Below are 20752 nucleotides of genomic sequence, written 5' to 3' on the forward strand. Positions count from 1 at the left end.
CACAACCCATGCAAGACATCCTGATCAATTGGTCTCCGCAGGAGACCCGCGTAGCGCTGGTCGAATATGGCTCGGTGCAAGAGCTTCACGTCGAACGAACGCTGGAGCGCGGACTGGTTGGCAACGTCTACCTCGGCAAGGTTTCGCGCGTGCTGCCCGGCATGCAATCGGCTTTCATCGACGTCGGCCTGGAGCGCACCGCCTTCCTGCACGTGGCCGATATCGTCGCGCCGTTCACGCCGGGTTCGCGCCCCATGAGCGCGCCGCCTGAACGCGACCATCGCGGCAATGCCAGCGGCATGGTGCCGATCGAGAAGCAGGTGTTCGAAGGGCAGTCGCTGCTGGTGCAGGTCATCAAGGATCCGATCGGCAGCAAGGGCGCGCGGCTTTCGACGCAGATCAGCATCGCAGGCCGGCTGCTGGTGTTCCTGCCGCAGGACAAGCACATTGGCGTCTCGCAGAAGATCCCGTCGGACTTGCGCGATGCGCTGCGCACGCGCATGCAGGCGCTGATCGAAGCGGCGGCGAAAGCTGACGGCAACGGCACCGTGCCCGCCAACACCGGCGGCTTCATCCTGCGCACCAACGGCGAGGACGCGAGCGATGCCGAGCTGGCCGATGACATCGCCTACCTGCGCAAGACCTGGACGCGTGTGCGCGAGCTGTCGACCCGGCTGCCGCCGATGTCGCTGCTGCACCAGGACCTGAGCCTGCTCCAGCGTGTGCTGCGCGACCTGACCAACGAGGAAACGCAGGCCATCCGCATCGACTCGCGCGAGCAGTTCGACGCGCTGCACAAGTTCGGCCGGGAGTTCATGCCCAAGGCGGCCGAGAAGCTGCAGCTCTACAAGGGCGAGCGGCCGATCTTCGACCTGTGCTCGGTGGACGAGGAGATCGCCCGCGCGCTCGGACGGCGGGTCGACCTGAAGTCGGGTGGTTACCTGGTGGTCGACCAGACCGAGGCATTGACCACGATCGACGTGAACACGGGCGGCTTCGTCGGTGCGCGCAACTTCGACGACACCATCTTCAAGACCAACCTGGAAGCCGCGCAAGCCATCGCGCGGCAACTGCGGCTGCGCAATTTGGGCGGCATCATCATCGTCGACTTCATCGACATGGTGCGCGACGACCACCGTGAACAGGTGCTGGGCGAATTCCGCAAGCAGCTGGCGCGCGACAGGGTGAAGACGACGGCGGGCGGCTTCTCGCAACTTGGCCTGGTCGAGATGACGCGCAAGCGCACGCGCGAGTCGCTGGCCCATATGCTGTGCGAGCCCTGCACGGCCTGCAATGGGCAGGGCATCGTCAAGACGGCCCGCAGCGTGGCCTATGACGTGCTGCGCGAGATCTTGCGCGAGGCGCGTCAGTTCACGCCGCGCGAGTTCCGGATCGTCTCGTCGCCGCAGGTGATCGAACTGTTCCTCGACGAGGAGAGCCAGCACCTGGCGGGTTTGAGCGATTTCATCGGCAAGCCGATCTCGTTGCAGTCCGAGCCCGCGATGGGGCAGGGGCAGTACGACATCGTGCTTCTCTAGGCTCGCCCCCAGGTCGCCGCTTCGCGGCTCTCACCCCCTACCGGGGGCAACACCAATGGCCCGGCGAAGCCGGTTCCATGGTGTTTCACGAACAGAGCGACGTGGTCGCGGTTCGTCCGCTGTCAGAGCGTTGCGGGCTGGCCGGCGTGCGCGGTGCGCATCGCATGGGTTTGCAGCCGCGCATACAAGCCGTCGAGCTGCATCAACTGCGCATGGCTGCCGATCTCGGCGATGCGGCCGTGGTCCATCACGACGATGCGGTCGGCATGCTGGATGGTGCTGAGGCGGTGCGCGACGATCAGTGTGGTGCGGCCTTGCATCAGGCGGGCCAGGGCCTCCTGCACCAGCCGTTCGGATTCGGTGTCGAGCGCGGAGGTCGCCTCGTCAAGCAGCAGGATCGGCGCATCCTTGTAGAGAGCGCGTGCAATCGCAAGGCGCTGCCGTTGTCCCCCGGAGAGCTGCGTGGCGTTGTGGCCCAGCACGGTGTCGATGCCCTCCGGCAGGCTGGCGACATGCTTGGTGAGGTTGGCGGCCTCCACGCAGGCAATCACGCGTTCGCGGTCCACCGTGGTGCCAAGCGCGACGTTGGCGGCCAGCGTGTCGTTGAGCATGACCACGTCCTGGCTCACCATCGCGAACTGGGCGCGCAGGTTCTGCACCTTCCATTCGCCGATCGCGTGGCCGTCCAGCAAGGCGGTGCCGGCGCTAGGCAGCACGAAGCGCGGCAACAGGTTCACCAGCGTGGTCTTGCCGGAGCCGGAGGGGCCGACCAGCGCGATGGTCTCGCCGGATTCGATCGTGAGGCTGACGCCGTCGAGCGCGCGCGCTTCGTCTTTGCCGCGGTAGTTGACGCGGATGTCGCGCAACTCGATGTGACCGGTGGCGCGTTTGGTTTCATAGCTGCCTTGCTGCTCCGGCGCGACATCGTCGATCAACACCATGCCGCGCTCCAGCGCAGCGAGCCCGCGCGTGATCGGGTTGGCCATGTCGGCCAAGCGCCGGATCGGCGCGATGAGCATCAGCATGGCAGTGATGTAGGCGACAAAACCTCCGACCGTGAGCCCCTGCTCTCCGCTCTGCCACAGCGCGATCACAACCACGATCGACATCGCCACCGCGGCAAGCAATTGCGTCAGCGGCGTCATCGCGGCGGACGCGATGGTCGACTTCACCGCCAGCCGGTTGAGGCTGGCACTCAGCTTTTCGAAACGGCCCAACTGGCCGGCTTCGGCGCCATGCAATCGCACCATGCGATGGGCCAGCACGTTCTCTTCCACCACATAGGCGAGCTCATCCGTGGCCTGCTGCCCCAGCCGCGTGAAGTGGTAGAGCCGCTTCGAAAAGAACTTCATGATCCAGGCCACGCCCGGCAGCAGGACCCCGATGATGAGCGTGAGCTTCCAGTTCAGGTAGAGCAGGTAGAACAGCAGCGCCACGGCCGTGAAGCCGTCGCGCGACAGGCCCAGCAGCGCCTGCACCAGCAGCATCGCGCCGGTCTGCACTTCATAGACCACGGTGTTGGAAAGCGCGCTGGCGGATTGCCGCGAGAACAGCGCCAGCTCCGCGCCGAGCAGGCTGTCGAACAGCACGCGCCGCAAGCGCTGCATGCCTTCGTTGGCGATGCGGGCCAGCGCATATTGCGATACGAACTGGGCCAGCCCGCGCACTGCGAACAAGCCTATGACGAAGGTCGGCACCAGCCACATCTGCAGCTTGCCGGTGAAGCCGCGATCGAGCAGCGGCTTGAGCAGTGCGGGTATCAGCGGTTCGGTGAGCGCGGCGATCAACGCGGTGACGACGCCGAGCGCCCACCATTGGCGCGACTGGCCGAACCACGTCATGAGCCTTGCCAACCGGCGCGTCAGGGGAGTGCGCGTGGTCGCGTCGGCTGTAGAAGGCTGCATGGCGGCGCATTCTACGGGGGGCCCGCAATCGCATTTCAACAGCCTGCCTGGCGATGGTCATGCCATACACAGTTTGTGACGTGGCTGTCAGCGCAGTGTGTACCATGTCGTCTCGTTACGCCCGGCCCAGAAACTTTCTGGCCGGAAACATCTCCGAACCGCATGATCAAGCCGTTGCACGACTCCTCCCCAACTCCTTCTTCATCGTTCCTCGCCCGCCGCAGCCTCATCGCGGCACTCGCTGCCTCCCCTGCGCTCCCTGCACTCGCCCAGTTCCGGGTCGAAGTCACCGGCGTTGGCTTGACGCAGTTGCCGATCGCGTTGGTGCCTTTCAAGGGACAGGACGCGTCGCCCCAAAAGATCTCCGCCATCGTGCAGGCCGACCTCGAACGCAGCGGCCAGTTCCGCGGTGTCGATGCATCGGGCCAGGTGATGGACGAAGCCTCGCGGCCCGACCTCAACTTGTGGCGCCAGCGCACGGCGGACTCCGTGGTCGGTGGCAGCGTGACGCGCCTTGCGGACGGCCGCTACTCGGTGCTGTTCCGTCTATGGGACGTGGTGCGCGGGCAAGACCTCGGCGGCCAGAGCTACACGGTTCCCCAAGGCGACCTGCGCCTCGCCGCGCATCGCATCGCCGACTTCGTCTATGAAAAGCTCACCGGCGAGAAAGGCATCTTCTCGACCCGCATCGCCTACGTCACCAAGGGCGGCCGCTACACGCTGTGGGTCGCGGATGCCGACGGCGAGAATGCGCAAGCGGCGCTGACCAGCCCCGAGCCGATCATCTCTCCGCGCTGGTCTTCCAACGGCGGACAGCTCGCGTACGTGTCCTTCGAATCGCGCAAGCCCGTTGTCTATGTGCACAACGTGGCGAGCGGCCAGCGTCGCCTGGTCGCCAACTTCCGCGGCAACAACAGCGCGCCGGGCTGGTCGCCGGATGGCGGCACGCTGGCGGTAACGCTGAGTCGCGATGGCGGCTCGCAGCTCTACACCATCTCTTCCAACGGCGGCGAAGCCAAGCGCCTCACGCAGAGCAACAGCATCGATACCGAGCCGGTCTACTCGGCCGACGGCGGCACGATCTACTTCGTGAGCGACCGCGGCGGTGCACCACAGATCTACAAGATGGGCGCGGGCGGCGGCAACCCGACGCGGGTCACCTTCACCGGCACCTACAACATTTCTCCGTCCGTCAGCGCCGATGGGCGGTGGTTGGCCTACATCTCCAGGGTGGGCGGAGCCTTCAAACTCCATGTGATGGAGTTGTCGACCGGCAGCGTGTCAGCCATCACTGACACCTCGGCCGACGAGAAGCCCAGTTTCGCGCCCAACAGCAAGCTCATCGCGTACGCGACGCAGCTTGGCGGCAGGGAAGCGCTGATGACCACAACACTCGACGGCAAGATCAAGGCTCGATTGGCAGGACAGGCAGGCGACATACGCGAACCGGACTGGGGTCCGTTTCAAAAGCAATGATTAACACTGAGGAGTTCCAAATGTTGAAACGCACGATTTACTCGCTGGCCGTGGTGGCCCTGATCGCCGGATGCTCGTCCAGCACCAAGTTGAGCGACGTGCCGGTCACGGATGCGCGCGGCGGCACCGGGCAGCAGGGCGGCCAGAGTGCTGTGGCGCCGGTCAGTGCCGACACGGGTTCGCTCAATGCCCAAGGCCCGGTCGGGGTCGCCCGCATCGTGTACTTCGACTTCGACAGCTACACCGTGAAGCCCGAATTCCAGTCGCTGATCGATGGGCATGCGCGCTTCCTCAAGGCCAATCCGTCGCGCCACGTGTTCATCGAAGGCCATACCGACGAGCGCGGTGGCCGCGAGTACAACCTGGCGCTGGGCCAGAAGCGCTCGGAAGCCGTGCGTCGTGCGCTGGCCTTGCTGGGCGTGGCGGACTCGCAGGTGGAAGCCATCAGCTTCGGCAAGGAGAAGCCGGCCGTGCAGGGCTCCGGTGAACAAGCCTGGGCGCAGAACCGCCGCGCCGAGATCTCGTACCGTTGATGAGCCCCGCATTGAGTTTGCGGCGCGTGGCTTGCGCCGCCATCGTCATGTGCGCATCGGTGGGCTCGCATGCAGCCCTTTTCGAAGACGACGAGGCGCGCCGCGCCATCCTCGACTTGCGCCAGCGCGTGGAAACATTGCGCACGCAATATGAAGCCGCGAGCCAGCGCGCCGGCGAACAGAACGCGCGCACGGTGCTTGAGCTGCAAAACCAGATCGAGGGGCTCCGGAGCGACGTTGCGCGCCTGACGGGGCAGAACGAGCAGCTTGCCAAGACAGTTTCGGACATGCAATTGCGCCAGCAGTCGGTCGATGACAGGCTGAAGAAGAGCGAGCCAGCGCCGGTGAACGTGGACGGCCGCGAGTTCACCGCGGACCCACGTGAGAAGTCCGACTACGATGCCGCGCTCGGGATCTTTCGCGCGGGCCAGTTCCCGCAGGCACAGTCGGCCTTCGCGGACTTCATCAAGCGCTATCCGCAGAGCGGCTACAACCCATCGGCCCTGTTCTGGCTCGGCAACGCGCAGTACGCCACGCGCAACTACAACGAGGCGATCGCGAATTTTCGTTCGATGCTTTCGCTGGCGCCGGACCATGCCAAGGCACCCGAGGCGGTGCTGTCGATCGCCAACTGCCAGATCGAACTGAAGGACACCCGGGCCGCGCGCCGGACGCTGGAAGACCTGATCAAGGCCTATCCGCAGTCGGAGGCGGCGTCCGCTGCCAAAGAGCGGCTGGCGCGCCTGAAGTAGCGAGACGTGGTCCTGGATGACGCGACGTTGACCGTGGCCGATGCTCCCGAAGTCGCCGCCGATCTGGCGCGGCGCTTTGGCGGGCTCGAGCGGCTGTATGGCGTGCCGGGCGCGACGCGTATCCGGCAAGCGCATGTGATGGTTGTCGGCATCGGCGGCGTCGGTTCCTGGGCGGTGGAGGCGCTGGCCCGCAGCGGCGTGGGCAGGCTGACGCTGGTTGACCTCGACCACATTTCCGAATCGAACATCAACCGCCAGATCCACGCACTCGATGACACGGTGGGGCAGGCCAAGGTGGAAGCGATGGCAAGCCGCATCGGGCACATCAACCCCGACTGCCGGGTGCTGGCGATCGACGACTTCGTGGAGCCGGACAACTGGGCGGCGATGCTTGAACGCTCGGTGCAGGCACACGGTCCGCTGCATGCCGTGATCGATGCTTGCGACGAGGTGCGGGCCAAGCTCGCGATGGCGGTGTGGGCGCGTGGCGGCAAGCATCGCTTCATCTCGGTGGGTGCGGCGGGGGGCAAGCGCCTCGCGCACAAGGTCGAGATCGATGACATCGCGCTGGTCACGCACGATCCGTTGCTGGCGCAGATGCGCAATCGCCTGCGCAGGCTGCACGGCGCGCCGCGCGAGGGCAAGAAGATCGGCGTGACCTGCGTCTTCAGCCGCGAGGCCGTGGCGCCGCCCGATGCCTCATGCGCGATCGAGGAGGGCGACGGCAGTCTCAACTGCCATGGCTACGGCTCGGTGGTGAGCGTCACCGCGACCTTCGGTCAATGTGCAGCGGGCTGGGCATTGGATCAAATAGCGCAGGACGGCACGTTATAATCTTTGGCTTTGCCGCGCTTGACGCGCTGTAGAGAATCCAAGTGTGGGACGTTAGCTCAGTTGGTAGAGCAGCGGACTTTTAATCCGTTGGTCACTGGTTCGAATCCAGTACGTCCTACCACCAACACCGCGTGGTTATTGAAAAGCCTGCTATCAAATTGGTAGCAGGCTTTTTTGTTTTTTGGCGGTTGCCAGATCGTTGCCAGATTGACGATTTTCGCGGAGGCGCCCTGCCGATGCGATCGGGCATGAGTCGCGCGTTTGGTCTCGACCGATGCGGACGGTCAGACACCTTGGGCTCGACGCAAGGCGGTCGAAGCAACCAATTTCAATCACAAAGTCTTTGCATAGAAGGCTGTCAGCTTGGCCGTGGCGACGTCCACATACTTCGGAACCCAATACGGTTCGATATGCGTGGCGCCCTCTATCTCGAACAAACCCTTCTCCCTCGTACCGGTGGCCTCGGCAAACGTGTCTTCGCTCAACTACAGGCTGTCTGCCTCGCTGCCCGCGAATGCCGATCACTGCCGCCATGAGGGTGTTCTTCAATGCTGAGTGCTTCATGAAAGTCTTCTTGACGTTCAAGCCCTGGAAAGATGTCGAGGCGTCGCCACGAAAATCGGCCGTTCCCTCGTTCACCACTGCTGCATTGCCGCGCTCGCCCGTCAGTTCAAGTCCTTCTGGGCGAGGAATTTCGAAACCAGGTCCGCAATCTGGACGTTGTTCAAGTCCGACATGGGGAAATGCGTGTTGCCCTTGATCCCTGCTTCCGGGAGGTGAAGCATCGTCACATCGCCACCATGCCTGTTGACCGTGTCGCGCCACAGGCGGGCCATCTGCAGCCGGGCGCGCCAACTGTCCTGGGCCGGCAAGTCGATGGCTTGCTCCGGGATGTTGTCGCCGTAGACGATCAGGATCGGAATCCGCGTCAACGCCATGAATTGCTGCAACGGTACGGCTTCGCCCTTCACGGTGTCGAAGGCGCTCGGGATGGGCGCCGGCACTTCGCCTTGCGGAAAGATGAAGCTGCTGCCCGGTTCGAACGAGACGATGGCCTTGACCTTGTCGTTCTTGACGGCGGTCAGCCAGCCTGGACCGCCGCCTTGCGAATGGGTAAACAAGATGCCCGGGCCGACCCTGTCGAATACCGCCGAAACCCCGTCGGAGACAACGTTCATGTCGAACGGCCCGGTGTTCGGTGTCATCGCGCGGAAGAACTGGTCGAGCGTCTCCGGCTTGCGGTCGACCTGCACGCCCTGGAAGTAGTTCGGCCAGAGTCCGACGCGGAACTGGTTGAACCACAACTGCTCGTCCGGCGTCGGCTTGAGCGTCGCCTCGGCCGTGCTTCGGCCGGCGTTGCCGCAGCGCGGCTGGTCAATCAGGTACACGCCGAACCGGCGACGCAGGAAGATGGTCTGGAAGCCTTCGCGGCCGTCGGCAGTGGTCTCCCAGGTCTTGGAGAACTGCCCCGCGCCGTGCCACATGACGATCGGGTACTTGCGGGCGTCGACAGGGAGTTGATAGAAGGCGTAGGCGTGATCACCGCGGTAGGTTTGTCCGTCCGGCGCCATGGGCTTGCGCGGGTCGAAGGTGCCGGGCGCGATGGTCATCGTTCCGCCAGCGGCGAAGCTGCCTTGCTCCCGAATCTGCAGCGCACCCGTCGTGCTGCCGGGTCCGCCTGTTGCACATGCGGTGAGCAAGGTCGCCATGACGATATTGAGCAAACGCGGGATCGCTTTCATGATCAGCGCCCCGGCGCAGCGGCAAGCGCCTGCGTCAGTGCGGTGTTGGCACGTTTGGCGGCCTGCTCATCCCCGCGATCGGCAAGGACCTGCGTCAATTGCCGCAACTGCGCAGCGCTCAGGCCCACCCGCATGCTGGCACGCATGTGGGAGAGCAACTGCGCCTCCACGCCGGGCGTTGCGGCCAGCGCACCGACCGTTGCCAACTCGCGGCTTTGCCAGTCGAGGTTGTCGCGTTCGAAGATGTCGCCAAACAAATGGGCCTGCAGGAACTGGTTGATGACGGGCGCGAAGTCGAACACCGGGCCTGTGACGGGCGCGCCCGATATGCGGGTCTGGTTGGCTGTGCCGGCCGCGCGCAGGGCGTCACCGGAGGGAATGGCGCGGCCAGGTTCACGCCCCGGCGCGTCCTGGACGCCGCGCTGCTTTCGCGCGTCCACCACCTTCATCAATTCGCCCAGCGCGTTGAGGCTGCGCGGAAAGCCGACATAGGCGTACAGCTGCACCAGGATCTCCTTGGCCTCGCTGATCGTCAGGCCTGCGTCCAGCCCCTGGTTCAAGAAGGTGGTGAGTTTGGGCATGTCGCTCGTCGCCATGGCGGCCGCGATCAGCGGGATGGACTGCTGCTTGGCGGACAACGTGTCGGAAGTGGGGGGTGTGCTGCTCATGGCCTGCGGCGCCGCGGCGTTTTGAGCCGCATGGCCGGCCGTCGGCCCGAAGCCAAGGGTGATGACTGCAGCCAGTGCTGCAATCGCACGGTATGTGGCGGGCGTCTCATGGGTCATCTTCGATTTGCTCCTGGATGATCAAATCGTACGGAGCCGGGCCACTTTGATATAGCCCATGATTGCGCATGCACTACTGAGCGGAACTCATAAGTGGTTTGCGCGCGGGGGTTCGACGACGGCGCTAGGCGCGATGCCGCAGGGCTTCGACGATCACGACCAGTGCGCGGGAGGATTGCCGACGGCTCGGGTAGTAGAGGTGGTAGCCCGCATAGGGCGCACACCATTTGTCGAGCACCCGGACCAACCGCCCGGCGGCGATGTGTTCCAGCGCCATGTCCTCAGGAACAAAAGCCAGGCCGTAGTCGGCCAGGGCCGCCCGCACGATGGGCGAACTGCTGCTGAACACCCATTGGCCGCTGACGCGGAACTTGACGTCCTGCCCGTCCTTTTCAAAGTCCCACGGCATCAGGCCACCTTGCGTCGGCAGTCGAAGGTTGATGCAGTCGTGATGCACCAGATCATGCGGTGTCCTGGGCCTTGCACGCTTTGCAAAATATGCGGGCGAGCCAACGACGGCGATGCGCAGGTCCGGACCGATGCGCACGGCAATCATGTCCTTGGCCACCTGATCGCCGATGCGCACGCCCGCGTCGTAGCGCTGCGAGGCAATGTCCGACATCGCGTAATCGACACTGATCTCGATGTTGATGTCTGGATACTGGTGCAGGACCTTTGACAGCTTGGGCCACAGGATGCTGTTGGCGGCATGCTCGGCCGACGTGATGCGGATCGTGCCAACTGGCTTGTCGTGCAGTTCCTTCACTGCGGCCAGTTCGGCATCGATGTCTTCGAACCGTGGAGCGACGCTGCTGAACAGTCGTTCGCCTGCCTCGGTCGGCGCGATGCTTCGCGTGGTGCGTGTGAGCAGCCGCACGCCCAACCGGGCTTCCAGTCCGCGGATGGAATGACTCAGCGCAGAGGGCGTCACGCCAACGACGGCTGCTGCCCGCGTGAAGCTGCCCGCGCGCACGACATGGACGAAGGCGAGGACGTCGTTGAAGGTCTGGATGGCCATGCGTCGACCTGGCTCAGGGGGTTGTGGCCGGATGGCGCAGCGCGTCGATGACCACTGACATGGCGCGTGACAGGTGCAGGCGCTTCGCGTAGTAGAGGTGGTATCCGGGGAACAACGGACACCACGCCTGGAGGACCGGCATGAGCTGCCCCTTGGCAATATGGGCTTGCGCCATTTCCTGCGGCACGTACGCAAGGCCAAAGCCTTCAAGTGCCGCCTGCAGGATCTGCCGGGGTCGGTTGAAGACGAGTTGGCCTTCGACCCGCACATTGACTTTCTGCTTGCCTTTCTTTAGTTCCCAGGCGTAGAGGTCCCCGTTGCTCATCAAGCGCAGATTGATGCACTCGTGATCGGCCAGGTCCTGCGGCTTCATGGGGGCAGGGCGCTTCGCCAGGTACTTCGATGATCCGACGATCGCAAAGCGAACGTCCGGGCTGATACGCACTGCGGTCATGTCCCGCGCCACTTCATCGCCCAGTCGAACACCCATGTCGTACCGTTGGGCCACGATGTCGGTATAGCGGTGCTCTGCGGTGATCTCGACCTTGATCTGGGGATGCTTGGGAAGCAGTTTCGCGAACGCCGGCCAGAGCACCGTCTCGGCCGCATATTCAGACGCCGTGATGCGAATGGTGCCCGCGGCTTCGTCGCGCAGTTCGCCCACCGCTGTCAGCTCTGCCGCGATTTCTTCGAAGTGGGGAGCGACGTTGTGCATCAAGCGCTCGCCCGCCTCGGTAGGCGACACGCTGCGCGTCGTGCGGGTCAGCAACCGCACGCCCATCCTGGCTTCGAGCGCGCGAATGGTATGGCTCAGCGCGGACTGCGAGACACCGAGCCGGGCCGCCGCGCGCGTGAAGCTGCGCTCGCGCGCGACGGCAATGAAAGCCAGCAGATCGTTGTAGCTTTCCATGCTCATTGATGAGGGCTCCTCACAAGTCCTTGCGAATTCTGCCATCTAGTCGCAGAGGGGTGTGGTCTCCAGAATCGAGGCATGCAAAAACGCAAACTTGGAAAAAGCAATCTGGAAGTCTCCGCCCTCGGCCTCGGCTGCATGGGCCTGAGCCATGGCTACGGCCCGGCCACGGACAGCCGGCAGGCCATCGCCTTGATTCGCACGGCAGTCGATCGCGGCGTCACCTTCTTCGACACGGCCGAGGTGTACGGCCCCTACCTGAACGAGGAAGTTGTCGGCGAGGCACTGGCCCCGGTGCGCGACCAGGTGGTGATCGCCACCAAGTTCGGCTTCACCTTTGGGGACGATAACCAGCAGCAGATCCTCAACAGCCGGCCGGAACACATCAGGCAAGCCGTGGAAGGCTCGCTCAGGCGCCTGGGGACCGACGTGATCGACTTGCTCTACCAGCATCGTGCCGATCCCGATGTGCCGATCGAGGATGTGGCGGGCACCGTCAAGGACCTGATCGCCGAGGGCAAGGTCAAGCATTTCGGATTGTCCGAAGCGGGTGCACGGACCATCCGCCGCGCGCACGCGGTGCAGCCCGTCACCGCCCTGCAAAGCGAATACTCGATGTGGTGGCGCGAGCCAGAAGTCGAGATCCTGCCGACGCTGGAGGAACTCGGCATCGGGTTCGTGTCCTTCAGTCCCTTGGGCAAGGGCTTCTTGACGGGCGCGATCAAGGAGGGTGCAACGTTCGGCAGCGACGACTTCCGCAGCAAGGTGCCACGCTTCGCGCCGGAGGCGATCAAGGCGAACCAGGCCTTGGTGGACCTGCTCGGCCAGATTGCCAGCGACAAGGGCGTGACGGCCGCGCAGATCGCACTCGCCTGGCTGCTGGCCCGCAAGCCGTGGATCGTGCCGATCCCGGGCACCACCAAGCTGCACCGCCTGGAGGAGAACCTGGGCGCCGCATCGGTGGAACTGACCGAGGCCGACCTCGGCAGGATTGCAGGCGCACTGCACGAAACAAGGATCCAGGGAGAGCGCTATCCGGCAGCGTTGCAGGCGCGCGTCGGGCGCTGATGCGACGGTAGCCACGGTCACGACGATTCATGATTCGGGCCGACGATCGGTGATGGCCCCGTAAGCTGCAGAAAGATTGAACATGGAACTACCCTCAGCCGCCGCCATCGCCCTGTCCATGGGGCTGTCCTCCGCCTCCGTATCGGAGCCTGCCCCTGTTCAGGTCACCCGGCTCGGTGCCCAGCCATCCAGCGCAGGCCCCGAGCAGAACTTCACCGGCGCTGTGCGCGTGGATTCACGCTTCCAGTCCTCTGCCCCGGCTCGGGTAGGCGGCGGCATCGTGACCTTCGAGCCCGGCGCGCGTACCGCCTGGCACACGCATCCGCTGGGGCAGACACTCATCGTCACCACCGGCGTCGGCCGCGTGCAGAAATGGGGCGATGCCGTCCAGGAGATTCGCCCAGGCGATGTCGTATGGATCCCCCCGGGGGCCAAGCACTGGCATGGCGCGAGCCCCACCGTGGGCATGAGCCATGTGGCAATCTCCGAGTCCCTGGACGGCAAATCGGTGGAATGGATGGAGAAGGTGAGCAAGGAACAGTACGGCCAGTGAGCGCGGCCGCTTGTGCGCCCCGTTGCTCATCACGACGGGCCGCGAATACTTGTGGAGGAAGGCTGTAAACGCGTTGACTTGCTTGCCCTTGCCTTCGACGCAGCACGCCCCCATGACATCGCTCATGATCTCTCGACCGATTTCCTTGCAGGTGCGCTCCCCGTGCAATCCTCTCGAAGCGGTGCAGGACGGCCGTGGGGCTTCAGAAGTTGTGACGCATTCCGAGGTCGATGCCGCTGGAGGATTTGTTGGGCGCCGTCGTGACGCCGACGGTTGCGTACTTCGCTCCACCGCTGTTGCGGATCGTCGCAACGGTCGCATAGAGGGCAGTCCGCTTCGAAAGGTTATAGACCGCTCCCAACGCCAACTTCTTGCCTACGGGGTCCTCTCCGGTTTGCTCTGTCTTGATCGTCGAGTAGGAGGCCTTGAGCAGCGTCACTCCCACCGGCACCGTCAGGCCCACAAGCCAGCCGGATTGCTTGAGCTGGCCTTGCCGGTCGTTGTTCACGTTGAACGAGACCCGGGCGACATCGAAGTCATACGAGCCGGCGATATTGCGATAGATGGCATCCCCGGTGGCGTACGAGGTTTGCAAGAACGACGCGGCCGCACTGATCGGGCCGTTGTCGTAGGTCAATCGCACTCCGCTGCCCGTGCCATTGCGCGAGGTGGGTGTTCCGCTGACGTTCTCGCCGAACCAGTGCTGAACGTTGGCGCCGAACCCACCGAAGAACTTCGGTGTGAGGTAGGTGATGGCGTTCGAAGCACGAATCTGGTTTGGATTGATGCCACCTGAGTAGTTGATACCCAGCCCCACTGCCAATGCAAACGGGTCATATTTGCTGATGAATGTCTCGTAGCTGGGTGACCAATCGCGGCCAAGATGGATCTCGCCCCAGGCTCCGCCGAGGCCGACGATCGACCTGCGGTTGAAGGTCATGGCGCCAATGGCAGGGGTAGCGCCTGTCGGTTGATTGTTGGTGTTGCTCGGCTGGCCGGTGCCGTCGTCGGCGTTGAATCCCGACTCGAGCCAGAACATGGCATACATTCCGCCGCCAAGATCTTCGACGCCGCGGAAGATCAGCTTGCTGGTTGCGTTGCCGCCACTGAGCAATCCTGTGCGACTTGTGAGCGAGCCTTTGGAGTAGGCCAGTCCAACGTCGACGGTTCCTTGCAGCGTCAACGACGACTGGGCATAAGTGGCGGTTGCCGCTCCGAGCAGGGCAAGCATCAGCAGCGTTTTTTTCACGGGTCTATGTCTCCGGGTTGTTCCAGGTGGAAAGTGGCTGGCACTCGCGAGGGTGCGTTCGAGATTGCCGACGTGGCGACCTCCGCGTCTTCTTCAGCTTCCGGCTTTCGTTGGCCGGCTTTGCTCTGAGTGGCTTTGCGTTCTGGTCGAACCGATTGACCCCAGTGCAGAGGTACGAAGCTGATCTTTCGTACACAGGAGTCAGTCTAGAAACGAGCAAACATGCGGTCCATCGGCATTTCTGGGACACGAGTTGCTGATTTCGTGGACGATGGAACAGGGGTCTTTTTTCATCGCGATGGCGCATGCACAGCGCCATCGGTGGATCCGATGGGGCTGCCTGCAATCAATCCGGAAACGTTGTTGCGATTCTCCCGCCCTTGCCAACTTGAAGCACGGCCACGGCCACGGCGGTCGGCAAGTCGCGTTCGGGGAATGGGATTGAGCTTTGTCTGTTGGAGATCGAGTCCCGGAACGGCGGGCGCTCATCGTCCATCGCGGCTTTCGGGACCCGGCGTCCTCGATCTGCGAACGATCGCAATGCCTACAGCAGCACGCCCGTGAACACAGGAGCACGCTTCTCCGCGAACGCGGCCAGCCCCTCTGCGTAGTCGGCCGACCCGAGGGTCTCGGGCAGCGCCGCGCGTTCCAACTGCAATGCCGATTGCAACGGCAGTTCGATGCCAGCATGCACAAGCCGCTTGATGGTCGCCAGTGCGGTCGCCGAGCGGCCCGCGAGCAACCGAGCCAACGCCTCAGCACGTGCGTCCAGTTCGACTGCCGCAACCACCTCGTTGACGAGGCCGATCGACAGGGCGTATTCGCTGCTGACGGGCTCGCCGGTCAGCATCAGTTGCAGGGCCCGGCTGACTCCGATGACGCGAGGCAAGCGCTGCGTACCGCCAGCGCCTGGAAAAGCGCCGATGCGGCTTTCGGTCAACCCCAGGCTGATGCCGGCGGCGGCAATGCGCAGGTCGCAAGCCAGCGCAAGCTCGGTGCCACCGCCCAGCGCCAGGCCGTTCAGCACGGCCACCGTCACGCAGCGCGCAGCGCCCAGCGCATCGATGGCGGCGCGGATCAACGCGTTGTGCGCCAGCTTGCCTGCCAGGTCCATGCCCTTGCGCTCCTTGAGATCGGCGCCGGCGCTGAAGGCCCGTCCGGTGCCTTGCACAAGCAGCACGCGTGCGTGCCGGGCCGCCGCCTCGGCCACGCATGCCTTCAATGCCACGACGCTGTCCATGCCCAGCGCGTTCAACCGCTCCGGCCTGTTCAAGCGGATGCGGTAGATGCCGTTGCCCATGTCCTCCAGGATCACGTCCCCTTGTTCGCTCATGAATGCAAGTCCTTGTTCTGTTGCGAGACGCGGCCCAGTGCGTCACGATGTTCCGGATGCGCGATGGCGATCAAGCGACGTTCGCGCTCGGCCAGCGAGCAGCCGCGAAGGTGTGCGACGCCATGCTCCGTGACGACGGTGTCCACGTCGCTGCGGGCCGCCGTCACGGGCCGCTCGCCCAGGCTCGCGACGATGCGTGAATGCCGACCGTCGGGCGTGGTCGATGGGAACGCGATGATGGAGCGGCCGTTGGGTGAGACTTGAGCACCGCGGACGAAGTCCACGTAGCCGCCGACAGCGCCCAGGTAGCGGCCACCGGCCACCTCGGCATTCACTTGCCCGCTCAGGTCGATCTCGATGCCCGAGTTGATGGAGTGGAACTTCGAGAGGCCGGCCATCACGGAAAGCTGGTGTGTGTAGTCGGCGCTGCGCATGTCGAAGAGGCCCGACCCCTCGGCGAAGCTGCGCAAGCGTTGTGTGCCGAACAATCCGCCTGTGACGGTGCGGCCTGCGTCGGGTCCCTTGTGCGCGTTCGTGATCACGCCGCGCTGGATCAGGTCGATCACCGCATCGGACACCACGCCGCTGTGCAGCCCCAGCCCATGATGGCCACGCAAGGCCAGCGCCACGGCAGCCGGCAGCGTGCCCACACCGAGTTGTACTGTGGCCTTGTCGGGGATCAGTTCGGCCACACGCTGCGCGACGGCGTGCTCCAGCGTCGATGGCTCCGCGTCCGGCAGATCAAGGATGCGCTCATCGCCTTCAACCAGAACATCGATGTCCTGCGCCGAGACGATGGTGTCGCCCCTCATTGCGGGCAGGGCGGGGTTCAGCAGCGCGACGACCAGCCGCGCCTTCTGCAGCATGGCCTGTGTGAAGTCGCAGATGACACCCAGCGTGAATTGGCCGTCGGCCAGCGGTCGAACCTGCACGAGGCACACATCCACGCGCAAATCACCGGAGCGAAAGAGTCTCGGCAGCGCGCTGAGGTGCGCTGGAAAGATTTCGGCCACCGCGGTCACGCGGCGGCTGTTGCCCGCACCGTTCAGCGCATGAAGGCCAAAGTCGCGCGCGACGGAAGGTTGCAAGGTGTTGGACTGCGTCAGCCCAAACAGCAAGGTAGGCCGTTGCAGCGTCGGGCCCTGCGCTACGAGCCTCTCGGTCAGCGCCAGGGGTTCGCCCGGACCTTGCGGCCAGGCGATGACCTCGGAGGGGCGGACCAGCTCCGCGAAATCGAGTTGCTCAAGGGGACACTGCTGCATGCGAGCCAGTGTAGAAACGGGCCTCCTGCCAAGTCCATGCGCGATTGCGGGACCGTCACTGCGCGATTGCCGCAGATGGCACGTCATCTCAGTTTTCCACTACGCAATCGAGTGACCCGCGACGTATGAAACCCGGGCGGGCAATGCCTGTTCGTGGGCACCCACGGAACCGGCTTTGCCGGGCCGTTGGGTGCGCCCCCTCGAGGGGCTGAGGGCCGCGGTTCCAAGCCTGCCAGTGCAGGGTTGGACGGACCGCAAGAGCAGCCGCCTCTGGCGGTCGCACCGGCGCCGCAGGCGCATTCGGGGGTGGGCTTTCTTTTCAGGCCAGCGGTTTGGCGAGCCGCAGGTCGGGCCAGACGTCCGTGGTTGCTTCCAGGAATGCGCGGATCAGCGGGTCGTCGCGCCGGCTCGCCAGGTGCGCCAGGTAGCTCGGGTACTGCGCCTGCGCCAGCGGCGACAGCGCCACGCTGCCCTGGCGTTCGGCCTGCAGTGCGTAGTCTTCGCGCACCAGGCCCAGGCCCACACCAGCCTCCAGCATCGACCGGCCGAGCATGGCATTGTCGAAAGTCGCCACCGAGTTCAGTACCAGCCCGCGCTCATCGAACATCTGCTGGAGCATGGTGGTGTAGGCCGCACTTCCCCCTGTCGGCGTGACCCAGGGCAGGGCGGCCAGCGCGGCCCAGTCGGCCTCCTCGATCTGCTGCTTCCAAGCGGCCGGGCCGGCCACGCGGAACGCGAAAGTCTCGAGTGCATAGCAGCTGAAGCCGGTGTCGGTCGGCCGGCCCAGCAGCAGCGCGATGTCCAGTTCGCCGGTCGTCAGACCCTCGCGTGCGCTGGAGGACGGCCGTGCTCGCAAGTCCACGCTGACCAGCGGATGGCGTTGGCGCAGCGCACTGGCCACCTCGCCGACACGGCTGGCCGATGGATCACTGCTGGACGCCACAACGATGCGCCCTTCGACCTTGCCACCGAGTTCGCGAGCGAACGACGAGAACAGCGTCGCTTCGTTCAGTACCGCCTTGGCCCGGCCCAGCAGCAATTCGCCAGCGCGTGTCAGTTCAAGCCGACGGCTGGCCCGCACGAACAGCTGCGTGTCCAGCGTGGACTCGACCGCACGCACGTGCGCGCTGGCGGCTGACAGGCTGATGTGCAGGCGTTCGGCGGCGCGCGTCAGGTGCTGCTCCTCGGCGACGGCGACGAAGGTGCGCAACTGCACGAGATCGATCATCACAGGCATTTCTCCACGGGTGGTAGCGGCCCGATTGTGATGCTTCACGAATCGAGCACAAACGCTCCCGGCAATCGCCATGGACACGACGGCGACCGGATTCGACACTGCACGGCATCGTTCAGACACCCCAAGGAATATCCCCCATGCAAAGCCAGAGATTGATGCTCAACGAAGACCAGCGCGCCCTGATCGGTGCCGTGCGCAGCCTGTGCAAGGCGAAGAATTTCAAGGGCAATTCGATCAAGTACCTGGACGGCACCTACCCGTCCGAGAACCTGCAGGACCTGGCCGCGATCGGCGTACTGGGCATGTCGATTCCTGAGGAGTACGGCGGCTCCAACCTGCCGGTGTTCGACACCGCACTGGTGCTGGAAGAGATTGCCAAGAACTGCTACCCCACGGCCATGGGCGTCATGAGCAGCCTTGGCGTACAGACCCGGGTCATCGCGACCTATGCGCCCGAGCACATGAAGCAGGACATCCTGCCCAAGGTTGCGACCGGCGAGATCGCATTGGCCGTGTGCATGACCGAAACCCATGCCGGCACCGACGTGCCGAACTACAAGACCAACACCGTCATCAGGGGAGATCGCGCCATCGTCCAGGGCGTCAAGACGCTCATCAGCAAGGCCAACGAGGCGCAGTGGTTCGTGGTGTTCACGCGCATCGACGGCACGCCGGGACGGGACGGCATCGGCTGCGTGCTCGTGAACCGCGACAGCCCCGGCTTCGAGGTCACGGCCCGCTACCACACCATGGGCGGCGAGTACCTGGCCGAAATCCAGTTCAACCAGGTCGAGGTGCCGGTTGAAAACGTGCTGCTGCGGCAAGGCGGATTCAAGAAGCTGCTGACGGCATTCAACACGCAGCGCTGCCTGAACCCCAGCATCTCGCTGGGCCTGGCCGAAGCGGCTTTTGAAGAGGCCATCAGCTATGTGCGTGAGCGGACCATCCGCGGCCAGCACGTGTCCGAGTTCCAGGGCATCCGGTGGAAGCTGGCCGACATGTACCGCGACATCGAGGCCGGCCGCAGCCTGCTGTACCGCGCGGCGCTGACGGCCAACCCTTTCCCCGATCCGCACGAGGCTGCCATTGCCAAGATGTTCGTGAACGAGATGGCCATCCGTGTGGCGAACGAGGCTTTGCAGGTGCACGGCGGCTACGGCTTCACGAACGACTACCCGATCTCGCGCATCTACCGCGGCGTGCGCTACGGCACCTTGGGCGGTGGTGCGACCGAGGCGCTGAAGGACCTGGTCGGCAAGAGGCTGGTCGAGAGCTTCGACCCGGTCGATGGATTCCTGTCGCAGGGCACGTTCTGATGAACTCGGCTCGGCTGTCAGAAGAGGCGCGCAACACCAGCGAAGCCCAAGGTGCAACGGCGGCTCCATTGCGGCACCTGGTGCCGGAGCTGAGGCTGTTCCATGGGGCGGACAGCCTCAGTGCGCTGCAGGGCGAGTTAGCGCGACTGGGGAGCACGCGCGCGGTCATCGTCTGCGGTGCATCGCTGGCGCGCGATGGGGCGGCGATGGCATTGCTGCACGAGGCACTGGGCAAGCGTGGTGCGGGCGTGCTGCCCTGCGTGCGCGCGCACAGTCCGCTGGACGCGGTTGAAGCGGCGGCGGCCGACCTGCAGGCCTTGGGCGCCGATGCCGTCGTGGCTGTCGGTGGCGGCTCGGCGGTGGTCACGGCGCGCGGGGCCAGCATTCTGTTGGCCGAGCAGGCGGACGCGCGACAGCTTTGCACGCAGCGCGGCGCCGATGGTGTGCTGCGCAGCCCGCGCCTGCTGGCGCCCAAGCTGCCGCAGCTGGTCGTGCCCACTACGCCGACCACCGCAACACTGAAGGCAGGCAGTGCACTGCTCGATCCCACGGATGGCAGCCGTCTCGCGTTGTTCGACCCGAAGACGCGCGCCAAGGCTGTGTTCGTGCATCCTGCGCTGCTGCAGACCCCACCGCGCTCACTGGTCGTCAGCGCGACACTGAACACGCTGGCGATGGCGCTTGAGGGCCTGATGTCGCTGCGTGGCGATCCGTTTTCGGACGCGTTGCTGGTGCATGCGACGCGGCTGATCGTGCAGCACTTGCCGGGTGCGGAGGCGCCCGCGGGCCGCGAGGCCTTGATGTTTGCGTCGCTGCTGTGCGGTCACGGGACGGACTACACCGGCGCCGGCATCGCGATTCCGCTCGGCCATGCAATCAGCGCGCGTTTCCATGTCGATAACGGGCTGGCCAATGCCATCGTGTTGCCGCATGTCGTGCGTTTCAACGCTCGGCACGCAGTGGCGGGTCTGGAGCAACTGGCCGTGGCCTTCGGACGGACCGAACGAGGTGTCGCCGCGGCGGATGCCGTCGTGCATGGCATGGCGCAACTGCTCGCGCAGCTCGGCAGCCCAAACCGTCTGCGCGACATCGGCGTCACGCGGGATTCGTTACCCGCGTTGGCCGCGGTCTCGACGGACGACTGGTTCGTGCGCGACAACCCGCGACCCGTGCGGGATGCGGCAGACCTGCTCGGCGTGCTCGAAAGCGCCTGGTAGGCGCGCTCAAGAAAGACATTGC

At 64.8% G+C, this 20752-nt stretch carries 18 protein-coding genes and 1 tRNA gene; 10 read left to right on the forward strand and 9 right to left on the reverse strand.

The features are described from left to right. Positions 1 to 8: 8 nt before the first annotated feature. Positions 9 to 1538 (forward strand): ribonuclease G, encoded by a 1530-nt coding sequence (gene rng / locus WKW82_RS16070; protein ID WP_340343313.1) that lies wholly within the window; start codon positions 9 to 11, stop codon positions 1536 to 1538. Positions 1539 to 1660: 122 nt separating this feature from the next. Here the strand turns inward: rng and msbA are convergent, their stop codons facing one another. Next, entirely contained in the window at positions 1661 to 3442 is a 1782-nt protein-coding gene (msbA, locus tag WKW82_RS16075) for a lipid A export permease/ATP-binding protein MsbA (protein ID WP_340343314.1), read from the reverse strand. A 162-nt stretch (positions 3443 to 3604) separates the two neighbouring features. Between msbA and tolB the strand changes: the two genes are divergently transcribed. The 5 genes from tolB to WKW82_RS16100 all read left to right on the forward strand — a co-directional run bounded on the left by tolB (position 3605) and on the right by WKW82_RS16100 (position 7158). After that, positions 3605 to 4918: a Tol-Pal system beta propeller repeat protein TolB gene (gene tolB / locus WKW82_RS16080; protein WP_340343315.1), complete on the forward strand. Its 1314-nt coding sequence runs from the start codon at positions 3605 to 3607 to the stop codon at positions 4916 to 4918. A gap of 20 nt (positions 4919 to 4938) precedes the next feature. After that, positions 4939 to 5451: a peptidoglycan-associated lipoprotein Pal gene (gene pal / locus WKW82_RS16085; protein ID WP_340343316.1), complete on the forward strand. Its 513-nt coding sequence runs from the start codon at positions 4939 to 4941 to the stop codon at positions 5449 to 5451. After that, positions 5451 to 6203 carry a tol-pal system protein YbgF gene (gene ybgF / locus WKW82_RS16090; protein ID WP_340343317.1) on the forward strand — a complete coding sequence of 251 codons (753 nt, stop codon included), beginning with the start codon at positions 5451 to 5453 and terminating at the stop codon, positions 6201 to 6203. Before pal ends, ybgF begins: the two co-directional genes overlap by 1 nt. Positions 6204 to 6215: 12 nt before the next feature. Further along, the gene (locus WKW82_RS16095) at positions 6216 to 7037 is read left to right on the forward strand and encodes a tRNA threonylcarbamoyladenosine dehydratase (protein WP_340343599.1); all 822 of its coding nucleotides are present in this window, start codon (positions 6216 to 6218) and stop codon (positions 7035 to 7037) included. Between the two features lie 45 nt (positions 7038 to 7082). Beyond that, a tRNA-Lys gene (locus WKW82_RS16100) sits at positions 7083 to 7158 on the forward strand. Between the two features lie 544 nt (positions 7159 to 7702). Here WKW82_RS16100 and WKW82_RS16105 read toward each other — a convergent pair. From WKW82_RS16105 to WKW82_RS16120, 4 genes are all read right to left on the reverse strand, one after another. Further along, entirely contained in the window at positions 7703 to 8779 is a 1077-nt protein-coding gene (locus WKW82_RS16105) for an alpha/beta hydrolase (protein WP_340343318.1), read from the reverse strand. Between the two features lie 2 nt (positions 8780 to 8781). Continuing rightward, positions 8782 to 9564, reverse strand: coding sequence for a carboxymuconolactone decarboxylase family protein (locus tag WKW82_RS16110; RefSeq protein WP_340343319.1), 783 nt, complete (start codon positions 9562 to 9564; stop codon positions 8782 to 8784). A gap of 124 nt (positions 9565 to 9688) precedes the next feature. After that, on the reverse strand, positions 9689 to 10582 hold the full coding sequence (locus WKW82_RS16115; protein WP_340343320.1) for a LysR family transcriptional regulator: 894 nt from the start codon (positions 10580 to 10582) through the stop codon (positions 9689 to 9691). Between the two features lie 13 nt (positions 10583 to 10595). Beyond that, positions 10596 to 11498 (reverse strand): LysR family transcriptional regulator, encoded by a 903-nt coding sequence (locus tag WKW82_RS16120; RefSeq protein ID WP_340343321.1) that lies wholly within the window; start codon positions 11496 to 11498, stop codon positions 10596 to 10598. Positions 11499 to 11573: 75 nt separating this feature from the next. Here WKW82_RS16120 and WKW82_RS16125 point away from each other — a divergent pair, with 75 nt between their 5' ends. Both WKW82_RS16125 and WKW82_RS16130 read left to right on the forward strand, forming a co-directional pair. After that, positions 11574 to 12563, forward strand: coding sequence for an aldo/keto reductase (locus WKW82_RS16125; protein ID WP_340343322.1), 990 nt, complete (start codon positions 11574 to 11576; stop codon positions 12561 to 12563). Positions 12564 to 12645: 82 nt separating this feature from the next. After that, positions 12646 to 13116 carry a (R)-mandelonitrile lyase gene (locus WKW82_RS16130; RefSeq protein WP_340343323.1) on the forward strand — a complete coding sequence of 157 codons (471 nt, stop codon included), beginning with the start codon at positions 12646 to 12648 and terminating at the stop codon, positions 13114 to 13116. Positions 13117 to 13318: 202 nt separating this feature from the next. Here WKW82_RS16130 and WKW82_RS16135 read toward each other — a convergent pair whose 3' ends face one another. From WKW82_RS16135 to WKW82_RS16150, 4 genes are all read right to left on the reverse strand, one after another. Further along, positions 13319 to 14365, reverse strand: coding sequence for a porin (locus WKW82_RS16135; protein WP_340343324.1), 1047 nt, complete (start codon positions 14363 to 14365; stop codon positions 13319 to 13321). Positions 14366 to 14909: 544 nt separating this feature from the next. Further along, positions 14910 to 15698, reverse strand: coding sequence for an enoyl-CoA hydratase/isomerase family protein (locus WKW82_RS16140; protein WP_340343325.1), 789 nt, complete (start codon positions 15696 to 15698; stop codon positions 14910 to 14912). Beyond that, on the reverse strand, positions 15695 to 16960 hold the full coding sequence (locus WKW82_RS16145) for an acetyl-CoA hydrolase/transferase family protein (RefSeq protein WP_340343326.1): 1266 nt from the start codon (positions 16958 to 16960) through the stop codon (positions 15695 to 15697). The genes WKW82_RS16140 and WKW82_RS16145 overlap by 4 nt, the downstream gene beginning before the upstream one ends. Positions 16961 to 17279: 319 nt before the next feature. Next, complete coding sequence (locus WKW82_RS16150; protein ID WP_340343327.1) at positions 17280 to 18188, reverse strand: LysR family transcriptional regulator; 909 nt, start codon at positions 18186 to 18188, stop codon at positions 17280 to 17282. Positions 18189 to 18334: 146 nt separating this feature from the next. On the opposite strand from WKW82_RS16150, the gene WKW82_RS16155 reads away from it, so the two are divergent. Further along, the gene (locus tag WKW82_RS16155) at positions 18335 to 19513 is read left to right on the forward strand and encodes an acyl-CoA dehydrogenase family protein (protein ID WP_340343328.1); all 1179 of its coding nucleotides are present in this window, start codon (positions 18335 to 18337) and stop codon (positions 19511 to 19513) included. Beyond that, positions 19513 to 20730: an iron-containing alcohol dehydrogenase family protein gene (locus tag WKW82_RS16160; protein ID WP_340343329.1), complete on the forward strand. Its 1218-nt coding sequence runs from the start codon at positions 19513 to 19515 to the stop codon at positions 20728 to 20730. The genes WKW82_RS16155 and WKW82_RS16160 overlap by 1 nt, the downstream gene beginning before the upstream one ends. The last annotated feature ends 22 nt before the right edge of the window (positions 20731 to 20752 follow it).

The sequence above is a fragment of the Variovorax rhizosphaerae genome, from assembly GCF_037889975.1.
Classification (GTDB): Bacteria; Pseudomonadota; Gammaproteobacteria; order Burkholderiales; family Burkholderiaceae_C; genus Variovorax; species Variovorax rhizosphaerae.

Excerpts from the sequence above, each read along its gene's own strand:
- ybgF (WP_340343317.1), top strand. The coding sequence starts at position 5,451 with ATGAGCCCCGCATTGAGTTTGCGGCGCGTGGCTTGCGCCGCCATCGTC.
- rng (WP_340343313.1), top strand. The coding sequence starts at position 9 with ATGCAAGACATCCTGATCAATTGGTCTCCGCAGGAGACCCGCGTAGCG.
- msbA (WP_340343314.1), bottom strand. The coding sequence starts at position 3,442 with ATGCAGCCTTCTACAGCCGACGCGACCACGCGCACTCCCCTGACGCGC.
- WKW82_RS16125 (WP_340343322.1), top strand. The coding sequence starts at position 11,574 with ATGCAAAAACGCAAACTTGGAAAAAGCAATCTGGAAGTCTCCGCCCTC.
- WKW82_RS16110 (WP_340343319.1), bottom strand. The coding sequence starts at position 9,564 with ATGACCCATGAGACGCCCGCCACATACCGTGCGATTGCAGCACTGGCT.
- WKW82_RS16120 (WP_340343321.1), bottom strand. The coding sequence starts at position 11,498 with ATGAGCATGGAAAGCTACAACGATCTGCTGGCTTTCATTGCCGTCGCG.
- WKW82_RS16160 (WP_340343329.1), top strand. The coding sequence starts at position 19,513 with ATGAACTCGGCTCGGCTGTCAGAAGAGGCGCGCAACACCAGCGAAGCC.
- WKW82_RS16145 (WP_340343326.1), bottom strand. The coding sequence starts at position 16,960 with ATGCAGCAGTGTCCCCTTGAGCAACTCGATTTCGCGGAGCTGGTCCGC.
- WKW82_RS16130 (WP_340343323.1), top strand. The coding sequence starts at position 12,646 with ATGGAACTACCCTCAGCCGCCGCCATCGCCCTGTCCATGGGGCTGTCC.
- pal (WP_340343316.1), top strand. The coding sequence starts at position 4,939 with ATGTTGAAACGCACGATTTACTCGCTGGCCGTGGTGGCCCTGATCGCC.
- WKW82_RS16115 (WP_340343320.1), bottom strand. The coding sequence starts at position 10,582 with ATGGCCATCCAGACCTTCAACGACGTCCTCGCCTTCGTCCATGTCGTG.
- WKW82_RS16105 (WP_340343318.1), bottom strand. The coding sequence starts at position 8,779 with ATGAAAGCGATCCCGCGTTTGCTCAATATCGTCATGGCGACCTTGCTC.
- WKW82_RS16155 (WP_340343328.1), top strand. The coding sequence starts at position 18,335 with ATGCAAAGCCAGAGATTGATGCTCAACGAAGACCAGCGCGCCCTGATC.
- WKW82_RS16150 (WP_340343327.1), bottom strand. The coding sequence starts at position 18,188 with ATGATCGATCTCGTGCAGTTGCGCACCTTCGTCGCCGTCGCCGAGGAG.
- tolB (WP_340343315.1), top strand. The coding sequence starts at position 3,605 with ATGATCAAGCCGTTGCACGACTCCTCCCCAACTCCTTCTTCATCGTTC.
- WKW82_RS16140 (WP_340343325.1), bottom strand. The coding sequence starts at position 15,698 with ATGAGCGAACAAGGGGACGTGATCCTGGAGGACATGGGCAACGGCATC.